Source organism: Kitasatospora sp. NPDC041988 (assembly GCF_055588525.1).
This window is the reverse complement of record NZ_JBVJCO010000030.1, coordinates 57,950-82,217: the sequence shown is the minus strand read 5'-3', so window position 1 is coordinate 82,217 and position 24,268 is coordinate 57,950. Positions and strand designations below refer to the sequence as shown.

The following is a 24,268-nucleotide window of genomic DNA, read 5'->3' as shown; positions in this document are numbered from 1 at the left end:
ACTCCCCCCCCCCCCCCCCCCCCTCCCTCCCCCCCCTCCCCCCCCCCTCCCCCCCCCCCCCCCCCCCCCCCCCCCCCCCCCCCCCCCGGCACATCGGCGGTACCGGCGACGGCATCTGTTCGGTATCAATTCGCCCAGGGCGTAGGGCAGACCTGGCGAAGAGGACGGAATCAGGGGCCCGGCAGAGTACCGTCGGATAGCGAGACCGATCGCCGTCGGCGTTGACGGTCCACAGCACCAGGCCCCGGAACCCCCGCGGGGCCCCTGGCGAAGGGGAAGCACCTCGTGGCACGCATCGGAGACGGTGGCGACCTGCTCAAGTGCTCGTTCTGCGGCAAGTCGCAGAAGCAGGTGAAGAAGCTGATCGCCGGACCAGGCGTGTACATCTGCGACGAGTGCATCGACCTGTGCAACGAGATCATCGAGGAGGAGCTCGCCGAGACCTCCGAGGTGCGCTTCGAGGAGCTCCCGAAGCCGCGCGAGATCTACGAGTTCCTGGACCAGTACGTGGTCGGCCAGGACCTCGCCAAGAAGGCGCTGTCGGTGGCCGTCTACAACCACTACAAGCGCGTGCAGGCCGGCGAGGCGGGCCGCAGCGGCGGCAACGGCCGTGAGGACGCCATCGAGCTGGCGAAGTCCAACATCCTGCTGCTCGGGCCGACCGGCTCCGGCAAGACGTTGCTGGCGCAGACGCTGGCCCGGATGTTGAACGTGCCGTTCGCGATCGCCGACGCCACCGCGCTCACCGAGGCCGGGTATGTCGGCGAGGACGTCGAGAACATCCTGCTCAAGCTGATCCAGGCGGCCGACTACGACGTCAAGAAGGCCGAGACCGGGATCATCTACATCGACGAGATCGACAAGGTCGCCCGCAAGAGCGAGAACCCGTCGATCACCCGCGATGTCTCCGGCGAGGGCGTGCAGCAGGCGCTGCTGAAGATCCTGGAGGGCACCACCGCCTCGGTGCCGCCGCAGGGGGGCCGCAAGCACCCGCACCAGGAGTTCATCCAGATCGACACCACCAACGTGCTGTTCATCGTGGGCGGCGCCTTCGCCGGCCTGGAGCGGATCATCGAGGGCCGCGCGGGTGCCAAGGGCATCGGCTTCGGCGCCAACATCCGCTCCAAGCGGGAGCTGGACGCCAGCGACCACTTCCGTCAGGTGATGCCGGAGGACCTGGTCAAGTTCGGCATGATCCCGGAGTTCATCGGCCGCCTCCCGGTGATCACCAGCGTGCACAACCTGGACCGCGAGGCGCTGCTGCAGATCCTCACCGAGCCGAAGAACGCGCTGGTCAAGCAGTACCGCAAGCTCTTCGAACTGGACGGTGTGGAGCTGGAGTTCTCCCGGGACGCGCTGGAGGCCATCGCCGACCAGGCGATCCTGCGCGGCACCGGCGCGCGTGGCCTGCGGGCCATCATGGAGGAGGTGCTGATGTCCGTGATGTACGAGGTGCCCTCGCGTCAGGACGTCGCCCGCGTGGTGGTCACCGGGGACGTCGTCTCCAAGCACGCCATCCCGACGCTCGTCCCGCGGGACATGATCAAGCGGGAGCGGCGCGAGAAGAGCGCCTGACCCGGTCGGCGCCCCCGGCGCCCGCGCACATGTGACAGGGCCCCCGGAGACCACGGTCTCCGGGGGCCCTTCGCTGCTCCGCGGGGCGTCGCCGGACCTACTTCGGCACCTCGGAAACGGCGCGCAGGTCGCGGGCGTCGGCGGCCAGCTTGTCGAGGTTCGGCTGCTTGCCGTCCTCGGGCGCCTGCATCAGCAGGATCAGGCTGCTGTTGTCGGCCCAGGCGCAGATGCCCAGGTCGGTGCCCTCCTGGGTGGCCTTGGCGCACTCCATGGTGCCGCCCTTGGGGCCGGCGTCGACCGCGTGCCGGTTGCTGACGGTCGGGCCGCCGTCCGAGAAGCCCTTGAACATGGCGTCCAGCTCCTGCTTGGGCAGCAGCACCTTGCCGTAGCCGCCGACCACGATGAGCTTCGGCTCCTCCGACGGGTCCAGGTAGACGGCGCTCACCCCGGTCGGGTTCCAGGCGCCGTCGCCCTTGCCGAACTCGGAGGTGATCTCCTGCTCCATCTTCCGGGCGATCTCGTTGTCGTCGTCCTTGGAGAGGTCCTTGAACTTGGCCGGCAGGACGATCTTCTGGGTGCCGGCGTTGGACGTCACGTCGAAGACGAAGTACGCGACGGCGCCGCCGATCAGCGCCAGCACCACGGCGAAGACACTGAGCAGGATCCAGAGCGTCTTGCGGGACTTGCGCGGCGGCACCGGGGCGTACGCGCCGTACCCCGGGTAGCCGGGCTGGCCGCCCGGCGGCGGGGCCTGCGGCGGCACGGCGCCGTAGGGCGCGGCGGCGGGCGGCGGGGGCGTCGCCCCGTAGCCGGGCTGCTGGGGCGGCACGGGCGCGGCGCCGTACGGCTGGCCGGCGGGCGGCGGCGGGGTGCCGTAGGGGTTCTGCTCGGTCACGATGGCCCTTTCTGGGGACAGGAGGGAACGGCGGACATGGCGCACTCCCACCCGGGGCCGGGTGGCAGGTGTGACGGTGGCGCGGACTACTTGGAGGAGACCATGGCGTCGCGGATGGCCCGGGTCTTCTCGGCGGCCTGGGCCGGGGCGAGCGGGGTCGGAGCGGCGCCGCCGCCGCTGGCGGCCTTCTGGAAGGTGACCCGGCCGGTGGTGGACCGGTCCGCCCAAATGCACACCGCGGACTGGCTCTTGCCGCCGAGAATGCTGTAGACGCCGCACGAGAGCTTCGCCGAGGAGTTGCGGTTGTCCTGCGCCGGGAACTCCGTCAGCGGGGTGGCCCAGGTGAGGCCGTCGCTCTCCTTCTTCGAGTTGTCGATGATGGAGCCCGGGTCGTTGAGCTCCCCGTAGACGCCGATGATCGAGATGGTGTCGAACGCGTCGGAGCCCTTGCTGTAGCTGGCCACCAGCGCGGTGAGGTTCTTGCCGAACTTGCCGTTTTCGCCCTTGCTGGGGTCGGCGGCCTGTTCCTTGGCCGACTTCTGCGTGTAGCCGTCCGGCAGCGACTGCGGGGCGGTGATCTTGTACTTGCCGCCGCTGTCGCCGCCGAGCAGCTTGTAGAGGCCGAAGCCGCCACCACCCAGCACCAGGGCACCGATCACCAGGCCGACCACCAGCCCGCCCTTGCCCTTCTTCGGCGGCGGCGCCACCGGGTAGCCCGGCTGGCCGTACGGCGCCTGCTGCGGCGGCACCCCGTAGGGCGGCTGCGGGGCGCCGTACTGTGGCTGGGGCGCGCCGTACTGCGGAGCGGGGGCGCCCTGCTGCGGGTAGCCGTACTGCTGCGGCGGCGCGCCGTAGGGCGGCTGTGCCCCGTACGGCGGCTGCGGCTGCGGCGCCCCGTACGGCTGCTGCGGCTGACCCTGCGGATACTGCTGACCCTGGCCGTACATCTGCCTCTGTGCTCCCCCGCCGCACCTGCGGCCTGTCGCGATCTGGAGTCGTCCGTGTCCGTACGAAGGACCGGACGAGTGTGCGGGCACGGTACCGCACCGGGCCGACGGCCGTCCGGACCGGGCGCAAGGAGTACGCGGACCGAAAGCGGTTCGTAACCCAGGTCCCCGGTTACGTAAACTGTGCGTCGTGACCGACAAGAACCAGCGCCCCGTGAGCAGCCATGCCGGGGACGACGCAGCCACCCTCCCGACGACCTACGCCCCGGCGGAGGTAGAGGGCGAGCTGTACGAGCGCTGGGTGGAGCGCGGTTACTTCACGGCCGACGCCAAGAGCGAGAAGCCCCCGTACACCATCGTCATCCCGCCGCCGAACGTCACCGGAGCCCTGCACCTCGGCCACGCCTTCCAGCACACGCTGATGGACGCGCTGACCCGCCGCAAGCGCATGCAGGGCTACGAGACGCTCTGGCTGCCCGGTATGGACCACGCCGGCATCGCCACCCAGAACAAGGTTGAGCAGCAGCTCGCCGAGTCCGGCCTCTCCCGCCACGACCTGGGCCGCGAGGCCTTCGTCGAGAAGGTCTGGGAGTGGAAGGAGAACTACGGTGGCAGGATCCTCGGCCAGATGCGCCGTCTCGGCGACGGCGTGGACTGGTCCCGCGAGCGCTTCACCATGGACGAGGGCCTCTCGCAGGCCGTCCAGACCATCTTCAAGCGCCTCTTCGACGACGGCCTGATCTACCGGGCCGAGCGCATCATCAACTGGTGCCCGCGCTGCCTCACCGCGCTCTCCGACATCGAGGTGGAGCACGAGGAGGTCCCCGGCGAGCTGGTCTCGATCCGCTACGGGGAGGGCGAGGACTCGATCATCGTCGCCACCACCCGCGCCGAGACGATGCTCGGTGACACCGCCGTCGCCGTCCACCCGGAGGACGAGCGCTACAAGCACCTGGTCGGCCGGACCATCAAGCTGCCGCTGACGGACCGGGAGATCCCGGTCGTCGCCGACGAGCACGTCGACCCGGAGTTCGGCACCGGCGCCGTCAAGGTGACGCCGGCGCACGACCCGAACGACTTCGCCATCGGCCAGCGCCACAACCTGCCGAACCTGAGCGTGATGGACGAGCACGGTGCGATCACCGTGCACGGCCCGTTCCTCGGCCTGGACCGGCTGGAGGCCCGCTCGGCCGTGGTCGGCGCGCTGCGCGAGCAGGGCCGGATCGTCGCCGAGAAGCGCCCGTACATGCACGCCGTCGGCCACTGCTCGCGCTGCCACACGGTGGTCGAGCCGCGCCTGTCGCTGCAGTGGTGGGTCAAGGTCGCCCCGCTGGCCCAGGCGGCCGGCGACGCCGTCCGCGACGGCAAGGTGGAGATCCACCCGAAGGAGCTGGAGCGCCGCTACTTCGACTGGGTCGACAACATGTACGACTGGTGCATCTCGCGCCAGCTCTGGTGGGGCCACCGGATCCCGGTCTGGTACGGCCCGGACGGCGAGGTCGTCTGCGTCGGCCCCGACGAGCAGCCGCCGACCGGCGAGGGCTGGCACCAGGACCCGGACGTCCTGGACACCTGGTTCTCCTCCGGCCTCTGGCCCTTCTCCACCCTCGGCTGGCCGGAGAAGACCCCGGACCTGGCGAGGTTCTACTCGACCGACGTCCTGGTCACCGGCCACGACATCATCTTCTTCTGGGTCGCCCGGATGATGATGTTCGGCCTGTACGCGATGGACGGTCAGGCGCCGTTCAAGACCGTCGCCCTGACCGGCCTGGTCCGCGACGAGTTCGGCAAGAAGATGTCGAAGTCCTCCGGCACCGCCGTGGACCCGCTGGACTGGATGGACGCCTACGGCGCCGACGCCGTCCGCTTCACGCTGGCCCGTGGCGCCAACCCCGGCGCCGACGTGCCGATCGGCGAGGACTGGGTCAAGGGCTCGCGCAACTTCTGCAACAAGATCTGGAACGCGACCCGCTTCGCGCTGATGAACGGCGCCACCGTCGAGGGCCCGCTGCCCGCGCCGGAGGAGCTGACCGCGGTCGACCGCTGGATCCTGTCGCGGCTGAACGCCACCGTCGCCGAGGTGGACGCGCTGTACGACGACTACGAGTTCGCCAAGGTCTCGGACGCGCTCTACCACTTCGCCTGGGACGAGGTGTTCGACTGGTACGTCGAGCTCTCCAAGACCACCCTGGCCAAGGGCGGCGCGCAGGCCGACGCCTCCCGCCGGGTCCTCGGCGAGGTCCTGGACGTCACGCTGCGGCTGCTCCACCCGGTCGTCCCGTTCGTCACCGACACGCTGTGGACGACGCTGACCGGCGCCGAGTCCCTGGTGGTCACCGAGTGGCCCAAGGACAGCGGCTTCCGGGACGCCGCGGCCGAGGCCGAGGTCGCCACGCTCCAGCAGGTGGTCACCGAGGTCCGCCGGTTCCGTTCGGACCAGGGCCTCCAGCCCGCACAGCGCGTCCCGGCCCGGCTCGGCCTGGACGGCACCGTGCTGGCCGTCCACGAGGACGCGATCCGCTCGCTGCTGCGCCTGACCCTGCCCGAGGACGGCTTCACGGCCACCGCCTCGCTCCCGGTCGCCGGCGCCACGGTGGCGCTGGACCTCTCCGGCACCATCGACGTCGCGGCCGAGCGCAAGCGCCTGGCCAAGGACCTCGCGGCCGCCGAGAAGGAGAAGGCGCAGACCACCGCCAAGCTCGGCAACGAGGCGTTCCTCGCCAAGGCACCGGACGACGTGGTCGCCAAGATCCGGGTCCGCCAGGAGGCCGCCGAGGCCGACATCGTCCGGATCACCGCCCAGCTCGCGGCGCTGCCGCAGGCCTGACGCGCCGGCAGCTCGTCACGGCCGACGTAGGGGCCGCATCCCGCCGACGCGGGGTGCGGCCCCTCGGCATTTCCGGGTGGCGGCCCACGGCGGTGCCCCGTGGCGGCGGCCATTTCCGCGGTTCCTGCCCCGAATAGCGCAGACTCATTGCTCTGTTCCGGCGAATATTCATCCTGGACCGGGTGAAGTCCTATTCCGCCCGAATTCATTCCGGTCTTGCCCGCGCGGGTTCGCGGAAGTTAGCAGGTGGGATGTGTACGGTGTGCAGGAGTTCCGCTGAGCCGACGGCACCGAACGGGAGGGCATGGCGTGGTGGTGACCAAGGAGTTGGCCGACGAACTGCCTGCTGAGGCGGTCGAGGAGGCCAAAGCCCGGGCAGCGACGCTGCTGCTCGCGTTCCGGCACGGAAACCAGTTGGCGTTCGACGAAGAGCTGGACCGGATTTTCGAGGAACACGCGCACCGCGAGGTCACCACCCTGCTCACCTGGATCGCCGCCGAGGCGGTCCGCAAGGCGTACGCGCCGGAGGTCGGCGACCGGGTGCTGCGCGCCATGGCCCGCCGCGCCCCGGCCGACACCGGAGCGGTGGACGTGGACGAGGAGACCGCCGACGCGGCCCGGCTGATCGAGGCCGTCGCCGGCGGCCGGGTCACCGAGGTCCGTGGGCTGGTGGCGGCCACCGCCGACACCACCTTCCTGGTCGGCGGTCTGCTCCAGGGCGTCGCCATGATGCTGCCGTTCCTGCCCGAGGGCGAGCTCGCCGAGATCGCCGCCGAGCTGCGCCGCCGGCACTGCGGCCCGTGCCCGGAGATCCCCGAGGCCCGGGCCGGGGTCTGACACCCCGGCCCGGGCCCCGGGCCGGTTACGGCATCGCGTGCAGGTGTGAGCCGACGGTGCCGGCGATCCCGCCGCCCGCCTTGGCGTCCCAGTTGGTCGACCAGGTCATCGCCCCGCCGATCCCGGGCCAGGTGGTGTCGGGCTTGAAGCTCCCGCAGTTGGTGCCGGCGGCCAGGCAGTCCAGCGCGTTGTCGACCACGCCCGGGCTGACGTACCCGCCGCCCGCCGCGTTGGTGGAGGCCGGCACGCCGAGCCCGACCTGGTCGGGCCGCAGCCCGCCCTTGAGCTGGATGCAGGCCAGCGCGGTCAGGAAGTTCTCGGTGCCCTGCCCGTAGACCTGGCCGTCGCAGCCGAGCATGGTGCCGGAGTTGTAGTACTGCATGTTGACGATGGTGAGGATGTCCTTCACGTTCAGCGCCAGCTTGAAGTACTCCGTCCCGGTCGACTGCATGTCGATGGTCTGCGGCGCCATGGTGAGGACGAACCCGCTGCCCGCCTTTGCCGCGAGCGTGTGCAGTGCCTGGCCCAGGTAGGTGGCGCTGACCCCGTTCTCCAGGTCGATGTCGATCCCGTCGAAGCCGTAGCTCTGCATCAGCGCCCAGGCCGTGTCGGCGAAGGTGGCGGCGGAGGCGGAGCTGTTGACGGAGACGGTGCCGTTCTGGCCGCCGACCGAGAGCACCACCTTCTTGCCCGCCGTCTTCTTGGCCGCGATGTCGGCCTTGAACTGGGCGACGGTGTAGCCGCCGAGTCGGGAGGAGAGCGTGCCGTCCAGCGTGAAGCTCAGGCCGCCGGGCGTGCTGGTGGCGTCCGCGAAGGAGACCGCGATGATGTCGTAGGCGGCCGGGACGTCACTCATCCGCTGGACGGTGGCGCCGTTGTCGAAGTTCTGCCAGTAGCCGGTGAGGATGTGCTTGGGCAGGCCCGGCGGCCGGCCGGTCGAGGTGGCGGTGGGGGACGCGGTGCCGGTCGGCGAGGCGGTCACGGTGGTGGTCGCCGTCGGGGTGGGCGTCGGGGTGGTGGAGCTGGGGGAGGGCTTCGGGTCGCCCGGGCCGATCAGTGACACGTCGTCGGCCAGGAAGGCCGGCTGCCCGTACCAGCCGTGCAGGTAGACGGTGACGCTGGTGGTGCCCGCCCCGGTGGTGAAGGTGGTGCTCAGCTTGGAGTACCCGGTGGAGCTGGTCCAGGTGCTGGGGTCGGTCCCGCCGGTGCCGCGGGCGCCCAGGTAGACGTACGAGCCCTGGACCCAGCCGCTCAGCGTGTACGTCGAGGACGGCTTCACGGTGACGGTCTGGACGCACTCGCCGGTGTCGCCGGCGCCCGGGGTGGAGCGCAGCGCGAACGAGCCGGAGTGGACGGTGGCGGTCTCGGGTGCGCCGGCGGAGCAGGTCCAGCCGGCGAGGTGGTTGCCGGACTCGAAGCCGCCGTTGGTGATCAGGTCGATGTCGGCGGCCTGGGCGCCGGCGCCGCCGGCGAGGGCGAGGCCGCTCAGGCCCAGGGCGATCGCGCCGGCCCCGGCGAGCAGGCTGTGGACTGCGCGCGGGCGCGCGTGTCGGGCAGGTGGCATGACTCCATCTCCTGTGGGGGGGAGGCCGGGCGGCTCGGTGTCCCGCGTGCGCGGAGAGCCGTCCGGGTGTCGATGGGTGCGCGTGGGGGAGCTACCGACAACTCAAGTCCCTGTCGGGAGGGGAGACTTGCCTCACAAGGTGGAGTAGACCAATCCGGCTGTCAAGAGGACCGGCCACCTGAACCGGCCACCCGGGTCGGCCGCTCAGGCGACGATCAGCTCCGCCGGCTCGCCGGCGAGCCGCGCCGTCAGCCGGGCGATCCGGGCCGAGGCCAGCCCGTCCCCGTACGGGCTCGGGGCAGCCGCCAGCCGGGCGAGCCGCTCGGGGGAGTCGGCCAGCCAGGCGCGGGCCGACTCGCCCAGCTCGGCGCCGGGCTGCACCAGGGCGGCGAATCCTGCGTCCACCGCCTCCGGGCGCTCGGTGGAGCGGCGCACCACCAGCAGCGGGCGGCCGAGCACGGTGCACTCCTCCTGCACGCCGCCGGAGTCGGAGACCAGCAGCGCGGCGTGCCGGGCCAGGCCCAGGAACTCCGCGTACCCGACCGGCCCGGTCACGGCGAGCCGCGCCAGCAGGCCGTCCAGCGCGAACCGCTCGACGGCGGCGCGGGTACGCGGGTGCATCGGGAAGAGCACCGGGGTGCCGGCCCGGGCGATCCGGTCCAGCTCGGCGAGGACGGCGCCGAGCGCCTCGGCGGTGTCGGTGTTCTCCGGCCGGTGCACGGTGGCCAGGACGAAGCCGTCCGGCCCGACCCCGTGCCGGGCGAGCAACGCGGCCCGGGTGGTCCCGCCGGGGAGCTGACGCCGGACCACCTCGACCACGGTGTTGCCGGTGAGGGCGATCCGCCGCTCGTCCAGCGACTCGGCGCGCAGGTTGGCGGCGTTCTCCGGGGTGGCGGCGCAGAGCAGGTCGGAGACGTGGTCGACCATCACCCGGTTGTGCTCCTCGGGCATCGCCCGGTCGAAGCTGCGCAGCCCGGCCTCGACGTGCACGAGCGGAATTCCGCGGGCGTTGGCGGCCAGCGCCCCGGCCAGGGTGGCGTTGGTGTCGCCCTGGACGACGACGGCGGCGGGCCGGTCGTCGGCGAACGCGGCGTCCAGCTGGCCGAGGGACTGGGCGATCTGGCCGGCGCGCGGGCGGCCGCCGACGCCGGTCAGCAGCTCCGGGCGGGGCAGGCCGAGGTCGCGCAGGAACCGGCCGGACATCGCCTCGTCCCAGTGCTGGCCGGTGTGGATCAGCCGGGTGGCGTCGCCGAGTTCGTGGATCAGCGGGGCGAGCTTGACCAGTTCGGGGCGGGTGCCGAGGACGACGGCGACGCTGGCGGGGGCCGGCCGGCGGGCGGCGGGCGGCGGGGTCGGGCACATGGTCATGGCGGTACTCCGGGAGGGTCTCGGGGTCTCGGGGAGCTCGGGGAGCTTCGGGGGAGGAGGTCTCAGGCTTCGAGCGCGGTGGGGGCGCCGACGGCGACGGCCTCGGCGTTGCGCCGGGTCTTGGCCCAGCCGTTGCGGCCCAGCAGCAGTCGGGCGGCGGCCCGGGTGGCGACCACGAACAGGTGGTAGGCGTAGAGCCAGAGCAGGAAGCCCCAGAGCAGGCCGGTCAGCCGGCTCCGGTCGGGGTGCACCAGCCGGCGGTAGGCGAAGCCCCAGAAGACCATCGGCAGCGTGGCGATCAGGAAGGCGAGGGCCATGTACGGCCCGAAGCGGAGCTGGAAGTCCGCGGTCGGCTCGGGGAAGAGCACCAGCCCGGCGGCCGTGATCGCGATCGAGAGCGGGGTGAGCGCCACGAGCAGCACGCAGACCACGGGCTGCAGGAAGGTGTACAGCACCTCGGCCTTGCCGGCCCAGCGGTAGTGCGGCGAGCGCAGCACCCGGCCGGTGTAGCGCAGGCACTGCATGTTGCCCTGGGCCCACCGGGTGCGCTGGGTGAGGAAGCGCCGGGCCGAGACCAGCCCCTCCTGGGACACCCGCGCCTCGGTGACGTGCGTCAACCGCCAGCCGGCCAGGCGCAGTTCGAGACCTGACTCGTAGTCCTCCAGCAGGGCCCGCTCCGGCCAGGGACGGCCCTCGCGGCCCTCCTCGGCGGTGAGCGTGTCCAGTGCGGAGAGCCGGACGAACTGGCCGTTGCCGCCGAGGCCGACGCTGCCGGTGCGCCGGCGCAGCAGCTGCATCCCGGCGTTGTTGGCCTGGAACTCGATGTCCTGCATCCGCACCAGGGCGCGGGCCGGCACGTTGGCGAGCCGGCCGCGCCCGGGCAGCGGCCGCTCGTCGTCGGCATTGCGCATCCGGACGCCGATCTGCACGGCGCCGGTGTCCGGGCGGCCCATGGCCTTGTCGGTGCAGACCGCCTCCAGGGTGCCCGGGTCGAGCTGCCCGTCGGCGTCGACCACGCCGATCACCACCCGGGAGCGGTCGGCGGTGTCGGGCAGCCAGTCGGAGATCGCCCGGTAGGCGGCGTTGAGCGCGGCACCCTTGCCGATCCGGGCGTGCGGGCGGCGGCGCTGGATGAGGTGGATCCGGTCGTCCCGTCCGGCGGCGGCGAGCACCAGGGCGCGGGTGCGGTCCTCGCTGTCGTCGTCGATCACCCACAGGTGCGCTCCCGGCGCGGAGCGCCGCAGTCCGGTGAGGGTCTCGGTGACGACGGCCTCCTCGTCGCGGCAGGGGATCACCAGGTGCCACTGGAAGGCGGCCGGGTCGCCCGGCTCGGCGGCGCGGTTGTGCCGGAAGGCGTGGCGGGAGCCGGCCCAGTAGAGCAGGAAGCGGCCGAACACGAAGACCATGTAGGCGAGGAGCGCCAGGGAGATCAGCTCGGCGGCCCGGACTAAGCCGTCCTGGCGGGCCAGGACGTACTGGTGCAGGGCATCGGGCATGAGGCGGCCCTCCGGGTAATCAAAGGCGATACGGCTCCTGTGCTTGCGAATCGATGCCTCTTTGCGATCGAGGCTCGCCAAATCAATAGTAAACGGACTAAATCGGAAAGTCAGGGCAAAGTGGCCGTTCTCACCCGGCCGCGGCTTCGGGGCGCCCTGTGGGGAGCGCCGGTCGCGGCTCCGTAGACTGTGGACGTGAGCGACAAGGCCGACCCGAACCCGTACACCCTCCGCCCCGCCGACGCAGACGCCGGCTCCGGCGACGCCCTGCGCGACGTCGAGACCGCGCTCTCCACGCGCTGGCCGGAGAACAAGCTGGAGCCCTCGCTCGACCGGATCGAGGCGCTGATGGACATCCTGGGCCAGCCCCAGCGGTCCTTCCCCTCCATCCACATCACCGGCACCAACGGCAAGACCTCCACCGCCCGGATGATCGAGCAACTGCTCAACACCTTCGAGCTGCGCACCGGCCGCTACACCAGCCCGCACGTGGAGTCCGTCACCGAGCGGATCAGCCTGGACGGCGTCCCGATCAGCCCCGAGCGGTTCGTCGAGGTCTACCGCGACATCGAGCCGTACGTGCAGATGGTCGACGCACAGCAGCCTGTCCCGATGTCCTTCTTCGAGGTGCTGACCGGAATGGCGTACGCCGCCTTCGCCGACGCCCCGGTGGACGTCGGCGTGATCGAGGTCGGCATGGGCGGCTCCTGGGACGCCACCAACGTCATCGACGCCGCCGTCGCGGTGATCACCCCGATCGGCCTGGACCACACCGACAAGCTGGGCGGGACCACCGGCGAGATCGCGGTCGAGAAGTCCGGGATCGTCAAGACCGGCGCCGTCGCGGTCGTCGCCCAGCAGCAGCTGGACGCCGCCCAGACCATCCTGCGGCGCGCCGTCGAGGTGGACGCCACGGTGGCCCGCGAGGGCATGGAGTTCGGCGTGATCCGCCGTGAGGTCGCCATCGGCGGCCAGCTGGTGACGCTGCGTGGGCTCGGCGGCGAGGAGTACGAGGACGTCTTCGTCCCGCTGCACGGTGCCCACCAGGCGCAGAACGCCGCGCTGGCCCTGGCCGCCGTCGAGGCCTTCTTCGGCGTCGGCGGCGCGCGCGGCGGCCGGCTCGATGTCGACAAGATCCGCCAGGCCTTCTCCGGCGTCGCCTCGCCGGGCCGGCTGGAGGTCGTCCGCCGCAGCCCCACGATCCTCCTGGACGCCGCGCACAACCCGAACGGCGCCCAGGCCACCGTCGCCGCGATCGGCGAGGCCTTCGGCTTCACCCGGCTGGTCGGCGTGATCGGCACCAGCGGTGACAAGGACGTGGCCGGCCTGCTGGAGGCCTTCGAGCCGATCCTGGCCGAGGTCGTGATCACCCAGAACTCCACCCACCGCGCGATGGACGCGGACGCGCTGGCCGCCCTGGCCGTCGACATCTTCGGCGAGGACCGCGTCCAGGTCGAGCCCCGGCTCGACGACGCCATCGCCGCCGCCGTCACCCTCGCCGAGGAGGAGGGCGACCTCGGCGGCGCCGGGGTGCTGGTCACCGGCTCGGTCATCACGGTGGGCGAGGCCCGCCTGCTCCTCGGGAGGAAGTGACGATGAGGACGCTCTGCTCCTCGACGCTGATCGGCGAGGCGTTGCTGGCGCTCTTCGCCGGACTGGTGGCGATGCAGCTCTCCGACGTCTCCACGACGACGGTCTGGACGGTGACGGGCATCGCCATGGCGCTCTGCGTCCTGCTCTGCGGCATGATCACCCGCCCCGGCGCGGTGGCGATCGGCTGGGCGCTGCAGCTCGGCCTGATCGCCAGCGGCTTCGTCCTGCCGACCATGTTCGGCCTGGGCGTGGTCTTCGCCGGCCTCTGGTGGTGCTCGGTGCACTACGGCCGCAAGATCGACGAGTTCAAGGCCGCCCGCGCCGCCGCAACAGTCTGACGGGCCCGGGCCCCGCGGTCGCGGGGATGCCTCGATGATCAGCAGCGCCTCGCCGATCAGGGTGGCGTGGGCCCCGCGGTCGCGGGGGATGCCGTCGGATGAGCCGCGCTGCTCACGCAAGGTAACCTCTGCGGTAGTCGCACTCCGCGCACCCAACCGAGTGCATGCCGAACCGATTCTCCAGGAGACGCACCGTGTCCCAGCGCACTCTCGTCCTGCTCAAGCCCGACGCCGTCAAGCGCGGCCTGGCCGGCGAGATCATCAGCCGCATCGAGCGCAAGGCCGGGTGGCAGCTCGCCGCCGTCGAGCTGCGCACCTTCGACCGGGCGACGCTGGAGCAGCACTACGCGGAGCACGTCGGCCGTCCGTTCTACGAGCCGCTGCTGGAGTTCATGACCTCCGGCCCGTCGATCGCGCTGATCGTCGAGGGCGAGGAGGTCATCCCCGGCATCCGGATGCTGGCCGGGGCGACCAACCCGCTGGAGGCCGGCGCCGGCACCATCCGCGGCGACTACGCGACGATCACCCGCGAGAACCTGATCCACGCCTCCGACTCCCCGGAGTCCGCCGAGCGCGAGATCAAGATCTTCTTCCCGGCCCACGCGTAAGCACCGCCCCGGGCGACACGCCCGAGGGACCTTCGGGTGCCCCGGCCGGGACCATTGGCCCGGCCGGGGCATTCTTATCGTGAAATAGGGAACTGGGGCCGCCGACACGGCGTCCCAATGCTCGGAGAAGCGATCACGCTCCGGACAATGGACGGTATGCCCCACGTCGACGTCCGTACTGGCCGGCGTGACTACGATGGACGCGACTCTAGGGCCCGGTACGGCTGGTCAGCTGGTTTCCGCCCAAGCCGTGGGCGCACACATCTCGTCCACCCCCGCTAATGACTCCGAGCCCGGGAAGGCACCTACACCCCATGGCAACCAACCTGTCGTTCATCGGCCGCGACCTGGCGATCGACCTCGGAACCGCCAACACGCTGGTGTATGTCAGGGGCAAGGGGATCGTCCTCAACGAGCCGTCCGTCGTCGCGGTCAACACCAACACCGGCGGCATCCTGGCGGTCGGCGCCGAGGCCAAGAAGATGATCGGCCGCACCCCGGGCAACATCGTCGCCATCCGCCCGCTCAAGGACGGCGTGATCGCCGACTTCGAGATCACCGAGCGGATGCTCCGCTACTTCATCCTCAAGATCCACCGCCGCCGCTACCTGGCCCGCCCCCGGGTCGTGGTCTGCGTGCCCTCCGGCATCACCGGAGTCGAGCGCCGCGCCGTCATCGAGGCCTCCTCGCAGGCCGGCGCGCGCCAGGTGCACATCATCGAGGAGCCGATGGCCGCCGCGATCGGCGCCGGACTGCCCGTCCACGAGGCCACCGGCAACATGGTCGTCGACATCGGTGGCGGCACCACCGAGGTCGCCGTCATCTCGCTCGGCGGCATCGTCACCGCGCAGTCCATCCGGGTCGCCGGCGACGAGCTGGACAACGCCATCGTCCAGCACATCAAGAAGGAGTACTCGCTGCTCCTGGGCGAGCGCAGCGCCGAGCAGATCAAGATGAGCATCGGCTCCGCCTTCGCCCTGGAGGGCGAGAAGGACGAGCACGCCGAGATCCGCGGCCGCGACCTGGTCAGCGGCCTGCCCAAGACCGTCGTGATCTCCGCCGCCGAGGTCCGCGAGGCCATCGACGAGCCGGTCAACTCGATCATCGACGCCGTCAAGACCACCCTCGACCAGTGCCCGCCCGAGCTGGCCGGCGACGTCATGGACCGCGGCATCGTCCTCACCGGCGGCGGCGCCCTGCTGCGTGGTCTGGACGAGCGGCTGCGTCGCGAGACCGGCATGCCGATCCACATCGCGGAGAACCCGCTCGACTCGGTCGCCCTCGGCTCCGGCAAGTGCGTCGAGGAGTTCGAGGCGCTCCAGCAGGTACTGGACGCCCAGCCGCGCCGTTAGCACAACCGACAGACCGTCAGACCGGACAGCCAAACTGAAACGGCCCCCGCCCGGGCCCCACAGCCCGGGTGGGCGGCCAGGTACGAAGGGGCAGTACCAGCACCGTGAGGGACACACGAGAGAGCCGGCTGCTGCTCATCCTGCTGGTGGCCGTCGCCTTCGCACTGATCACCGTGGACATCAAGGGCGGTGAGAGCTCCCCGCTCGGCGGCGCCCGGCGCGCCGCGGCCGGCGTCCTCGGCCCGGTCGAGCACGGCGCCGCCACCGTCGTCGACCCGGTCGCCGACACCGTCCGCGCCTTCCGCGACGCCGCCACCCACAGCGGCCGCACCGACCAGCTCGCCCGCGAGAACACCGAGCTGCGCCAGAAACTGGCCTCCTCCGACGCGGCCGGCGCCCGCACCAAGCAGCTCGACGACCTGCTGCGCACCGCCGGCGCCGGCGGATACACCGTCAAGGCCGCCCAGGTCATCGCGATCGGCCCGGCCCAGGGCTTCTCCTGGACCATCACCGTCGACGCCGGCAGCGACGACGGCCTGACCCGGGACATGACCGTGATCAACGGTCAGGGCCTGGTCGGCCGGATCACCACCGTCGCCCCGACCACCTCCACCGTGCTGCTCGCCTCCGACCCCGGCTTCAGCGCCGGCGCCCGGCTGGAGGGCACCGGCGAGATCGGCTTCGCCTCCGGCGGCGGCACCAGCGCCATGAAGGTCTCCCTGCTCAACGGCAAGGCCCAGGTGAAGGAGGGCGACCGGCTGGTCACCTTCGGCTCCCAGAGCGGCCGCCCGTTCGTGCCCGGCGTCCCCGTCGGCAAGGTCGTCCAGGTCGAGGCCAACCCCGGCCAGCTCACCAAGACCATCCTGGTCGAGCCCTTCGTCCAGTTCACCCGGCTCGACCTGGTCGGCGTGGTGGTGGTGCCGCCGCGCACCGACCCGCGCGACGCCGTCCTGCCGCCCGCGCCCGCCGCGCAGGGCCAGGCACCCGCAGCGCCCGGAGCCCCCGCGGCACCGGCCGCCGCCGCACCGCCCGCCAAGCCCTCCGGGGGGAACTGAGCCATGCGCCTCGCCCGCGTCCCCGTCTCCGCCGTCCTCGTCCTGCTCGGCCTGATCCTCCAGGTCAGCGTCTTCGGCCGGCTCCAGCTCCCGGGAGCCACCCCGGACATACTGCTGCTCGTGGTGGTCGGACTGGCCATGGTCTACGGGCCGACCGGCGGCTGCCTGGTCGGCTTCGCGGCCGGCCTGCTGGCCGACCTCGCGCCGCCGTCCGACCACGCGATCGGCCGCTACGCCCTGGTGCTCTGCCTGATGGGCTACGCCGCCGGACTGCTCCGCCCCGACCACGGCCGGCAGCGCTCGGTCTCCAGCGCGCTGCTGGTGGTGGCCGTCGCGGCCGTCGCCTCCACACTGCTGTACGCGATGGTCGGCGCCCTGGTCGGCGACACCGCCGCCCGCCATGTCGGCCTCGGCAGCCTGGTGGTCACCGCCCTGCTGTACGACCTGCTGCTGGCACCGTTCGTGGTGCCCGCGGTGATGCTGATCGGGCGCCGCTTCGGGAAGGACCCGGTGGCCGCCGCCGCCGGGGACGACGAGGGCGGCCCGGGGCTCGGCACGCTCTCCCGCTACCGCACCACCCGTGAGGCGACGTCCGGGCCGAGCTACAAGAAGAAGCGCTCGCTCGGCTTCGCCAAGCGCCCGTAACACCCGGCGCCCGCGACACCCGGCGCCCGCGACACCCGGCGCCCGCAACACCCCGACCCTTTGTCCGGACCCCCGCACTCTGGAGCGCACGAGACGTGAGCAACATCCCCGAGACCGGCCGTACCCGGCGGGTGACGATCCGTCTGGTGGTGCTGCAGATCCTGGTGCTGTCGCTGCTCGCCACCCTCGGCGGACGGCTCTGGTACCTGCAGATCCGCAACGCCAGCGTCTACACCGCCAAGGCGACCGGCAACCACGTCCGCGAGGTGGTCGAGCCGGCCGTGCGCGGCGAGATCCTGGACGCCTCCGGCCGCATCCTGGCCGGCAACGAGACCCGCCTCGTGGTCTCGGTCAGCCGCACCTCGCTGCTCCAGCAGAAGGACGGCGGCAAGGCGGTGCTGGGCCGGCTCGCCGAGGTGCTCGGCATGCCGGCCAAGGACGTCCAGGAGAAGGTTCGGCTCTGCGACGCCAAGACCCAGCAGCCCTGCTGGAACGGATCGCCCTACCAGCCGATCCCGGTCACCAAGGAGGCGACCACCCAGCAGGCCTTGCAGATGATGGAGCGCCGCGAGGACTTCCCCGGGGTGACCGCGCAGCCCACCGCCGTACGCCACTACACCGGCGTCGAGGGCGCCAACATGGCCCAGGTGCTCGGCTACCTCTCGCCGGTGACCGACGAGGAGGTCTCCAAGACCGCCGACAAGACCGGCCTGGACCGCTACCTGCCGGCCGACCAGATCGGCAGGGCCGGGCTGGAGTCGGTGTACGACCGCGACCTGCGCGGCACCGCCGGCATCACCAAGCTGGAGGTGGACAACCTCGGCCGGGTGATCGGCACCGCCGGCACGGTCGAGCCGCAGACCGGCAACAACCTGGTGACCAGCATCGACGCCCGGGTGCAGAAGGTCGTCGAGGACAACCTGATGCAGGCGATGAACGACGCCCGCAAGACCTTCGACAAGGTGACCAACCGCAACTACGAGGCCGACTCCGGCGCCGCCGTCGTGATGGACGTGCACACCGGGCGGATCGTCGCGATGGCCAGCGCCCCGACCTACGACCCCAACCTCTGGCAGGGCGGCATCTCCGGCAAGGACTACCAGGCGCTGACCAGCAAGGAGTCCAACTTCCCGCTGCTGAACCGCGCCATACAGGGTCAGTCCGCCCCCGGCTCGACCTTCAAGGTCATCTCCACCACCGCCGCCGTGCAGGCCGGCTACTCGCTGGACGGGACGTACCCGTGCCCGAAGAGCCTGACCATCGGCGGCCGTGAGTTCAAGAACTTCGAGAGCGAGAACTTCGGCTCGATCACGCTGGAGAAGGCGCTGGAGGTCTCCTGCGACACCGTCTTCTACGGCCTGGCGTACGACCAGTGGATGAAGGACGGCGGCATCAAGCCGAAGAAGGAGACGGCGGACTGGTTCTACAAGACCGCCCACCAGTTCGGCCTCGGCGCCAAGACCGGCATCGACCTGCCCAGCGAGGTCACCGGCCGGGTGCCGGACCGGCAGTGGAAGCAGTCTTTCTACGACAACAACAAGGACGCCTGGTGCAAGCAGGCGGAGAAGGGCGGCAACACCTTCTCCGACCAGATCGCCCGGGAGAACTGCGTCGACGGCTACCAGATGCGCGCCGGTGACTCGGTCAACTTCGCGATCGGCCAGGGCGACACGCTGGTCACCCCGATCCAGATGGCCCGGATCTACTCGGCGCTCGCCAACGGCGGCACCTTCTACCGGCCGACCGTCGCCAAGGCGGTGATAAGCCCGAGCGGGGATCTCGTCCGCGAGATCGCCCCGCACGAGGACGCGAAGTTCCCCGGTGACCAGAAGCTGCTGAGCTACATCGACCAGGCCACCGCGGGCGTCGTCACCGGCGGCACCGCCGCCTGGAAGTTCACCGGTGCCGGGTGGCCGCAGGGCAAGATCGAGCTGCACGCCAAGACCGGCACCGCCGAGGTTGAGGGCAAGCAGACCACCTCGTGGCTGACCACCTACAGCGACGACTACGCGGTCGTGATGACGATAAGCCAGGGCGGCACCGGCTCCGGCGGTTCCGGTGATGCGATCCGGCGGATCTACCAGTCGCTGTACGGCGTGGACGACAAGGGCAACGTCGACGGTGGAAAGGCGCTGCTGCCCAAGCCGCAGGCCGAACTGCCGAAGTTCAACCCGGACGGCACCGCGATCATCAAGCCGGCCGCGTACTCCGCGGCCGGGCCGGGCGACGCGGGGGTGACCGGCGGCTCGCCGCGGGTCTTCCTGGACCCGGCGCAGCCGTCCGGCCCGCCGGCCCTGTTCACCGCGGCGGACGCGGCGCTCGAACCGGTCCGGAGCACGGGAAGGAGTCGGGCATGAGCTCCTACGGGTCGTACCGGCAGCTGCGGCTGGCCCCCCAGCGCACCGGGGTCTCGAAGGCCCTCGCCAAGGACTCCCCGCTCTGGCGGATCGACTGGATACTGCTGCTGGCCGCGCTGGTGCTGTCGCTGGGCAGTTCGCTGCTGGTCTGGTCCGCCACCCGCGGGCGGGACTCGCTGACCCACGGCGATCCGCAGTACTTCCTCTTCCGGCACCTCACCAATGTGGTGATCGGGATGGTGCTGTGCGCCGTGGTGATAGGGATAGGGAGCCGTCGGTTCCGCACGGTGGTGCCGTTCCTGTACGCCGCTGTGATCCTGCTGCTGGCGGCCACGCTGAGCCCGCTCGGCTCGACCATCAACGGCCAGCACTCCTGGATCCAGCTGGGCGGCGGCTTCTCCGTCCAGCCGGCCGAGTTCGCCAAGCTGGCGATCGTGCTGGCGATGGCCGTGGTGCTGTCGGACCAGGTGGACGCGGGGGAACGGGAGTTCCCCTCGAACCGGGCGGTGTTCCGCGGGCTGGTCTGGGCGACGGTGCCGATGGCGGTCGTGATGCTGATGCCGGACGCCGGGTCGGTGATGGTGATGGCCGTCATCGTGCTGGGCATCCTGCTGGCCTCCGGCGCGGCCAACCGGTGGGTGTTCGGGCTGATCCTCGCCGGGGTCGGCGGCTGCGTGGCGATCTGGAAGCTCGGGGTGCTGAGCAAGTACCAGATCGACCGCTTCGCCGCCTTCGCCAACCCGGCGCTCGACCCGTCCGGCGTGGGCTACAACACCGCGCAGGCCCGGATCGCGATCGGGTCGGGCGGGCTGACCGGCAAGGGGCTGTTCCACGGGACGCAGACCACCGGGCAGTTCGTGCCGGAGCAGCAGACCGACTTCGTCTTCACGGTCGCCGGTGAGGAACTGGGCTTCCTCGGGGCGATGGCGATCATCGTGCTGCTCGGCGTGGTGCTCTGGCGCGGCTGCCGGATCGCCCGGCAGGCGACCGACCTGTACGGGACCATCGTGGCGGCCGGGGTGGTCGCCTGGTTCGCCTTCCAGGGGTTCGAGAACATAGGGATGTGCCTGGGCATCATGCCGGTGGCCGGTATCCCGCTGCCGTTCGTCTCGTACGGCGGGTCGTCGATGTTCTCGACCTGGGTGGCGATCGGACTGTTGCAGGCGGTGCAGAGCCAGCGGCCGATAGCGGCCTGAGGCGGTGGGCGGGGCCGGTCCGGGATTCACCCGGGCCGGCCCTTTCGTGTCAGGGCAGCAGGCAGTCGGCGGCGGCCCGCACCGCCCGGACCTGGTGGGCCACCTGGGTCTCCACCGGCACCCAGCGGGCGCCGAGCCGGTGCAGGCCGTCCAGGCCCGCCGTGACGATGGCCCGGGCCTGCTCCCGGGCGGCCACGGCCGCCGGGCCGCCGGCGTCCGCGAGCAGGCGCAGCAGCACCGCCGCCACCCGCAGCGGGATCCGCTCGGCGACGATCCCGGCCGCGGTGACCCGGGAGACCGAGAGCGGCCGGTCGCGCCGGCCGGCGAGCCACTCGTCCGCGAGCGGCGGGCAGGCGCCCAGGTTGAACTCCGCGGTGCGCAGCAGCGTCCCGCCGGCCGCGCGGGCCTGCGGCGGGACGAGCGGCAGCAGCGCGGCCAGCCGCTCGGCGCGCTCGCGCAGGGTCCGGGCGGCTGCCACGACGGCCGGGCCGGCCGCCGGGTGCAGGCCGGCGTCGCCGACCGCCTCGACGGCCCACATCGGCACCTCCAGCACGGCCGTCACCCCGCCGTGCCGCCCGGCGTACGACCAGGTGGAGAGCTCGGGCCGGTCGGGCAGCACCTGGGAGCCGCCGCCCGGCACCGGCATCACGTACGCCCCCGGAGCCGGGCTGTGCCAGCCCACCGCGTCGTACGAGTCGACGTCCAGCGGGAGGCCGTGGCGCGCCACCGAGGCGGCGAACCGCTCGGGCAGGCCCGGGACGGGCCTGGTCAGCTGGACGAAGGCGCCGCCGAAGTCCACCCCGTGCAGCGAGCACTGCAGGACCGGGCGCAGCTCGTCGATCAGGCCGGTCAGCACCAGGCTCTCCGGCATCGGGCCGCGGCCTCGGCCGGCCGGCGGCAGCTGCTCGGGCTGCTCCTCGAAGGCCGGCCGGTAGAAGTGCTCGTAGTGCCGGGCGGCGGTGAGCGGGCCCTCCAGCCAGCCCTCGTTCAGGGCCGCGCCGTCCGGGTCGAGGCAGAGCAGGACGTGCCAGGCCACGCCGGGGCGTGGCGGCAGCGCCAGCAGCCGTTCGGCCAGCCGCACCGCGGCGGCCCGGCCGACCGGCTCGTTCGGGTGCGGGCCGCCGACCACCAGGACGGCGCGCGCGCCCTCGTCGACGGAGAGCAGGAGCAGCGGGCGGCCGGCCCTGGAGCGCCCCGCCTCGCGCAGCCGGCAGCGGTCCGGGTGCAGCCGGGCCAGCCGGCGGGCGGTGGCCTCCGCGCGGGCCGCCGTGGGGTAGCCCGCGGTGTCCTGGCCCGGCGCTCCGGTCCGGGGCGCCCGAGGACCGGTGCCGGTGCCGTCGTGCATGGTCAACTTCCTTGTCCCGATCGTCTGCTGGGCCTGGCGGCGGAGCCCAGCAAGTACGGCACGGTCCGTCCGGGACTGTCAACAGCCGGTGAGCAGGGCCGGGAGGCCGTCGGCGGTGCGCCGAGGCCCGGCCGGGCGGCCCCGCGATTCGGCTACCCTTGAGGGTCACCCCTCCCAGACGTCGCCCACCACCTCCCGACCGGGATTCGATGCGCGCGACACCTCTCAACGTCGTAAGGGTTCCTAGTACATGACTGTCGAATCGGTCTTCCCACGCCTGGAGGCCCTCCTCCCGCACGTCCAGAAGCCGATCCAGTACGTCGGCGGCGAGCTGAACTCGACCGTCAAGGACTGGGACGCCTGCGACGTCCGCTGGGCGCTGATGTACCCCGACGCCTACGAGGTGGGCCTGCCCAACCAGGGCGTCATGATCCTGTACGAGGTGCTCAACGAGCGCGAGGGCGTGCTGGCCGAGCGGACCTACAGCGTCTGGCCGGACCTCGAGGCGCTGATGCGCGAGCACGGCGTCCCGCAGTTCACCGTGGACGCCCACCGCCCGGTGAAGGCCTTCGACGTGTTCGGGCTCTCCTTCTCCACCGAGCTCGGCTACACCAACATGCTGGCCGCGCTCGACCTCGCGGGCATCCCGCTGGAGGCGAAGGACCGCACCGACGAGGACCCGATCGTGCTGGCCGGCGGCCACGCCGCGTTCAACCCCGAGCCGATCGCGGACTTCATCGACTGCGCGGTGGTCGGCGACGGCGAGCAGGCCGTGCTGGACATCACCGAGCTGGTCCGCGGCTGGAAGGCCGAGGGCCGCCCGGGCGGACGCGACGAGCTGCTGCTGCGCCTGGCCCGCACCGGCGGGGTGTACGTGCCCCGGTTCTACGACGTGGAGTACCTGGCCGACGGCCGGATCGGCCGCGTCGTGCCGAACGCGCCCGGCGTGCCGTGGCGGGTCTCCAAGCACACCGTCATGGACCTCGACGAGTGGCCCTACCCCAAGCAGCCGCTGGTCCCGCTCGCCGAGACCGTGCACGAGCGGATGTCCGTCGAGATCTTCCGCGGCTGCACCCGCGGCTGCCGTTTCTGCCAGGCCGGCATGATCACGCGCCCCGTGCGGGAGCGAAGCATCACCGGCATCGGCGAGATGGTCGAGCGCGGCCTCAAGGCGACCGGCTTCGAGGAGGTCGGCCTGCTGTCGCTGTCCAGCGCCGACCACACCGAGATCGGTGACATCGCCAAGGGCCTGGCCGACCGCTACGCCGCCGACAAGATCGGCCTGTCGCTGCCGTCCACCCGTGTCGACGCCTTCAACATCGACCTCGCCAACGAGCTGAGCCGCAACGGCCGCCGCTCGGGCCTCACCTTCGCCCCCGAGGGCGGCAGCGAGCGCATGCGCAAGGTGATCAACAAGATGGTGTCGGAGGAGGACCTGATCCGCACCGTCGCCACCGCGTACGGCAACGGCTGGCGCCAGGTGAAGCTGTACTTCATGTGCGGCCTGCCCACCGAGACCGACGACGACGTGCTCCAGATCGGCGAGATGGCGAAGAACGTCATCCAGAAGGGGCGCGAGGTCACCGGCCAGAACGACATCCGCTGCACCGTCTCCATCGGCGGGTTCGTGCCCAAGCCGCACACCCCGTTCCAGTGGGCCCCGCAGCTCTCCGCCGAGGCCACCGACGCCCGGCTGGCCAAGCTGCGCGACTCCATCCGCGGCGACCGCAAGTACGGCAAGAACATCGGCTACCGCTACCACGACGGCAAGCCCGGCATTGTCGAGGGCCTGCTGTCCCGCGGTGACCGCCGCATCGGCGCCGTCATCCGCGCGGTCTACGACGACGGCGGCCGCTTCGACGGCTGGCGCGAGCACTTCTCGTACGACCGCTGGATGGCCTCGGCTGAGAAGGGCCTGGCCGGCACCGGCGTGGACGTCGACTGGTACACCACCCGCGAGCGGACCTACGAGGAGGTGCTGCCCTGGGACCACCTGGACAGCGGCCTCGACAAGGACTGGCTCTGGGAGGACTGGCAGGACGCCCTCGAAGAGGTCGAGGTCGACGACTGCCGCTGGACCCCGTGCTTCGACTGCGGCGTCTGCCCGCAGATGGACACCCAGATCCAGATCGGCCCGACCGGCAAGAAGCTGCTGCCGCTGACCGTGGTCAAGTAGTTCCCGCGCCTCCTGCGACCCCCGTCCGGAACCCTCCGGACGGGGGTCGTCGCGTCCTCGCTGACCAGGGGCGGAGCGAGCGGGGCGGCGGGGC

Annotated in this window: 18 protein-coding genes; 12 read left to right on the top strand and 6 right to left on the bottom strand. The window is 71.8% G+C overall.

The features are described 5' to 3' along the window. The first annotated feature begins 285 nt into the window (after window positions 1-285). Window positions 286-1,575 (top strand): ATP-dependent Clp protease ATP-binding subunit ClpX, encoded by a 1,290-nt coding sequence (gene clpX / locus ACZ6NC_RS27230; protein ID WP_030309676.1) that lies wholly within the window; start codon window positions 286-288, stop codon window positions 1,573-1,575. A gap of 97 nt (window positions 1,576-1,672) precedes the next feature. Here the strand turns inward: clpX and ACZ6NC_RS27225 are convergent, their stop codons facing one another. Both ACZ6NC_RS27225 and ACZ6NC_RS27220 read right to left on the bottom strand, forming a co-directional pair. Further along, entirely contained in the window at window positions 1,673-2,470 is a 798-nt protein-coding gene (locus ACZ6NC_RS27225) for a hypothetical protein (RefSeq protein WP_465736392.1), read from the bottom strand. Window positions 2,471-2,556: 86 nt separating this feature from the next. Next, entirely contained in the window at window positions 2,557-3,417 is an 861-nt protein-coding gene (locus ACZ6NC_RS27220) for a hypothetical protein (protein ID WP_465736391.1), read from the bottom strand. Between the two features lie 190 nt (window positions 3,418-3,607). On the opposite strand from ACZ6NC_RS27220, the gene ACZ6NC_RS27215 reads away from it, so the two are divergent. After that, window positions 3,608-6,244: a valine--tRNA ligase gene (locus tag ACZ6NC_RS27215; protein WP_465736390.1), complete on the top strand. Its 2,637-nt coding sequence runs from the start codon at window positions 3,608-3,610 to the stop codon at window positions 6,242-6,244. A 309-nt stretch (window positions 6,245-6,553) separates the two neighbouring features. Continuing rightward, window positions 6,554-7,081: a hypothetical protein gene (locus tag ACZ6NC_RS27210; RefSeq protein ID WP_465736389.1), complete on the top strand. Its 528-nt coding sequence runs from the start codon at window positions 6,554-6,556 to the stop codon at window positions 7,079-7,081. Window positions 7,082-7,106: 25 nt separating this feature from the next. On the opposite strand, the gene ACZ6NC_RS27205 is transcribed toward ACZ6NC_RS27210, so the two are convergent. From ACZ6NC_RS27205 to ACZ6NC_RS27195, 3 genes are all read right to left on the bottom strand, one after another. After that, window positions 7,107-8,645 carry a chitinase gene (locus tag ACZ6NC_RS27205; RefSeq protein ID WP_465736388.1) on the bottom strand — a complete coding sequence of 513 codons (1,539 nt, stop codon included), beginning with the start codon at window positions 8,643-8,645 and terminating at the stop codon, window positions 7,107-7,109. A 204-nt stretch (window positions 8,646-8,849) separates the two neighbouring features. Continuing rightward, on the bottom strand, window positions 8,850-10,013 hold the full coding sequence (wecB, locus tag ACZ6NC_RS27200) for a non-hydrolyzing UDP-N-acetylglucosamine 2-epimerase (RefSeq protein ID WP_465736387.1): 1,164 nt from the start codon (window positions 10,011-10,013) through the stop codon (window positions 8,850-8,852). Window positions 10,014-10,075: 62 nt separating this feature from the next. Next, window positions 10,076-11,509: a glycosyltransferase gene (locus ACZ6NC_RS27195; protein ID WP_465736386.1), complete on the bottom strand. Its 1,434-nt coding sequence runs from the start codon at window positions 11,507-11,509 to the stop codon at window positions 10,076-10,078. A 195-nt stretch (window positions 11,510-11,704) separates the two neighbouring features. Between ACZ6NC_RS27195 and folC the strand changes: the two genes are divergently transcribed. The 8 genes from folC (at window position 11,705) to rodA (ending at window position 20,653) form a co-directional block, all read left to right on the top strand. Next, on the top strand, window positions 11,705-13,102 hold the full coding sequence (gene folC, locus ACZ6NC_RS27190; protein WP_465736385.1) for a bifunctional tetrahydrofolate synthase/dihydrofolate synthase: 1,398 nt from the start codon (window positions 11,705-11,707) through the stop codon (window positions 13,100-13,102). A gap of 2 nt (window positions 13,103-13,104) precedes the next feature. Further along, window positions 13,105-13,440, top strand: a complete 336-nt coding sequence (locus ACZ6NC_RS27185) for a DUF4233 domain-containing protein (RefSeq protein ID WP_465736384.1) — start codon at window positions 13,105-13,107, stop codon at window positions 13,438-13,440. A 194-nt stretch (window positions 13,441-13,634) separates the two neighbouring features. Continuing rightward, on the top strand, window positions 13,635-14,048 hold the full coding sequence (ndk, locus tag ACZ6NC_RS27180) for a nucleoside-diphosphate kinase (RefSeq protein WP_465736383.1): 414 nt from the start codon (window positions 13,635-13,637) through the stop codon (window positions 14,046-14,048). A 326-nt stretch (window positions 14,049-14,374) separates the two neighbouring features. Further along, window positions 14,375-15,400, top strand: a complete 1,026-nt coding sequence (locus ACZ6NC_RS27175) for a rod shape-determining protein (RefSeq protein ID WP_305067939.1) — start codon at window positions 14,375-14,377, stop codon at window positions 15,398-15,400. 104 nt (window positions 15,401-15,504) lie between these two features. Further along, on the top strand, window positions 15,505-16,455 hold the full coding sequence (gene mreC / locus ACZ6NC_RS27170; RefSeq protein ID WP_465736382.1) for a rod shape-determining protein MreC: 951 nt from the start codon (window positions 15,505-15,507) through the stop codon (window positions 16,453-16,455). A gap of 3 nt (window positions 16,456-16,458) precedes the next feature. Beyond that, the gene (mreD, locus tag ACZ6NC_RS27165; RefSeq protein WP_465736381.1) at window positions 16,459-17,100 is read left to right on the top strand and encodes a rod shape-determining protein MreD; all 642 of its coding nucleotides are present in this window, start codon (window positions 16,459-16,461) and stop codon (window positions 17,098-17,100) included. A gap of 95 nt (window positions 17,101-17,195) precedes the next feature. Then, entirely contained in the window at window positions 17,196-19,457 is a 2,262-nt protein-coding gene (gene mrdA, locus ACZ6NC_RS27160) for a penicillin-binding protein 2 (protein ID WP_465736380.1), read from the top strand. Then, a complete protein-coding gene (gene rodA, locus ACZ6NC_RS27155; protein WP_465736379.1) occupies window positions 19,454-20,653 on the top strand; it encodes a rod shape-determining protein RodA in 1,200 nt (399 codons plus the stop codon). The genes mrdA and rodA overlap by 4 nt, the downstream gene beginning before the upstream one ends. A gap of 49 nt (window positions 20,654-20,702) precedes the next feature. On the opposite strand, the gene ACZ6NC_RS27150 is transcribed toward rodA, so the two are convergent. Next, a complete protein-coding gene (locus ACZ6NC_RS27150) occupies window positions 20,703-21,998 on the bottom strand; it encodes a M14 family zinc carboxypeptidase (RefSeq protein ID WP_465736378.1) in 1,296 nt (431 codons plus the stop codon). Between the two features lie 250 nt (window positions 21,999-22,248). Between ACZ6NC_RS27150 and ACZ6NC_RS27145 the strand changes: the two genes are divergently transcribed. After that, the gene (locus ACZ6NC_RS27145) at window positions 22,249-24,174 is read left to right on the top strand and encodes a TIGR03960 family B12-binding radical SAM protein (protein WP_465736377.1); all 1,926 of its coding nucleotides are present in this window, start codon (window positions 22,249-22,251) and stop codon (window positions 24,172-24,174) included. The last annotated feature ends 94 nt before the right edge of the window (window positions 24,175-24,268 follow it).

Bases quoted from the DNA above. Each gene is read 5' to 3' on its own strand.
- ACZ6NC_RS27145 (WP_465736377.1), top strand. From the start codon at position 22,249: ATGACTGTCGAATCGGTCTTCCCACGCCTGGAGGCCCTCCTCCCGCAC.
- ACZ6NC_RS27195 (WP_465736386.1), bottom strand. From the start codon at position 11,509: ATGCCCGATGCCCTGCACCAGTACGTCCTGGCCCGCCAGGACGGCTTA.
- wecB (WP_465736387.1), bottom strand. From the start codon at position 10,013: ATGACCATGTGCCCGACCCCGCCGCCCGCCGCCCGCCGGCCGGCCCCC.
- ACZ6NC_RS27150 (WP_465736378.1), bottom strand. From the start codon at position 21,998: ATGCACGACGGCACCGGCACCGGTCCTCGGGCGCCCCGGACCGGAGCG.
- rodA (WP_465736379.1), top strand. From the start codon at position 19,454: ATGAGCTCCTACGGGTCGTACCGGCAGCTGCGGCTGGCCCCCCAGCGC.
- ACZ6NC_RS27205 (WP_465736388.1), bottom strand. From the start codon at position 8,645: ATGCCACCTGCCCGACACGCGCGCCCGCGCGCAGTCCACAGCCTGCTC.
- mreD (WP_465736381.1), top strand. From the start codon at position 16,459: ATGCGCCTCGCCCGCGTCCCCGTCTCCGCCGTCCTCGTCCTGCTCGGC.
- ACZ6NC_RS27185 (WP_465736384.1), top strand. From the start codon at position 13,105: ATGAGGACGCTCTGCTCCTCGACGCTGATCGGCGAGGCGTTGCTGGCG.
- ACZ6NC_RS27220 (WP_465736391.1), bottom strand. From the start codon at position 3,417: ATGTACGGCCAGGGTCAGCAGTATCCGCAGGGTCAGCCGCAGCAGCCG.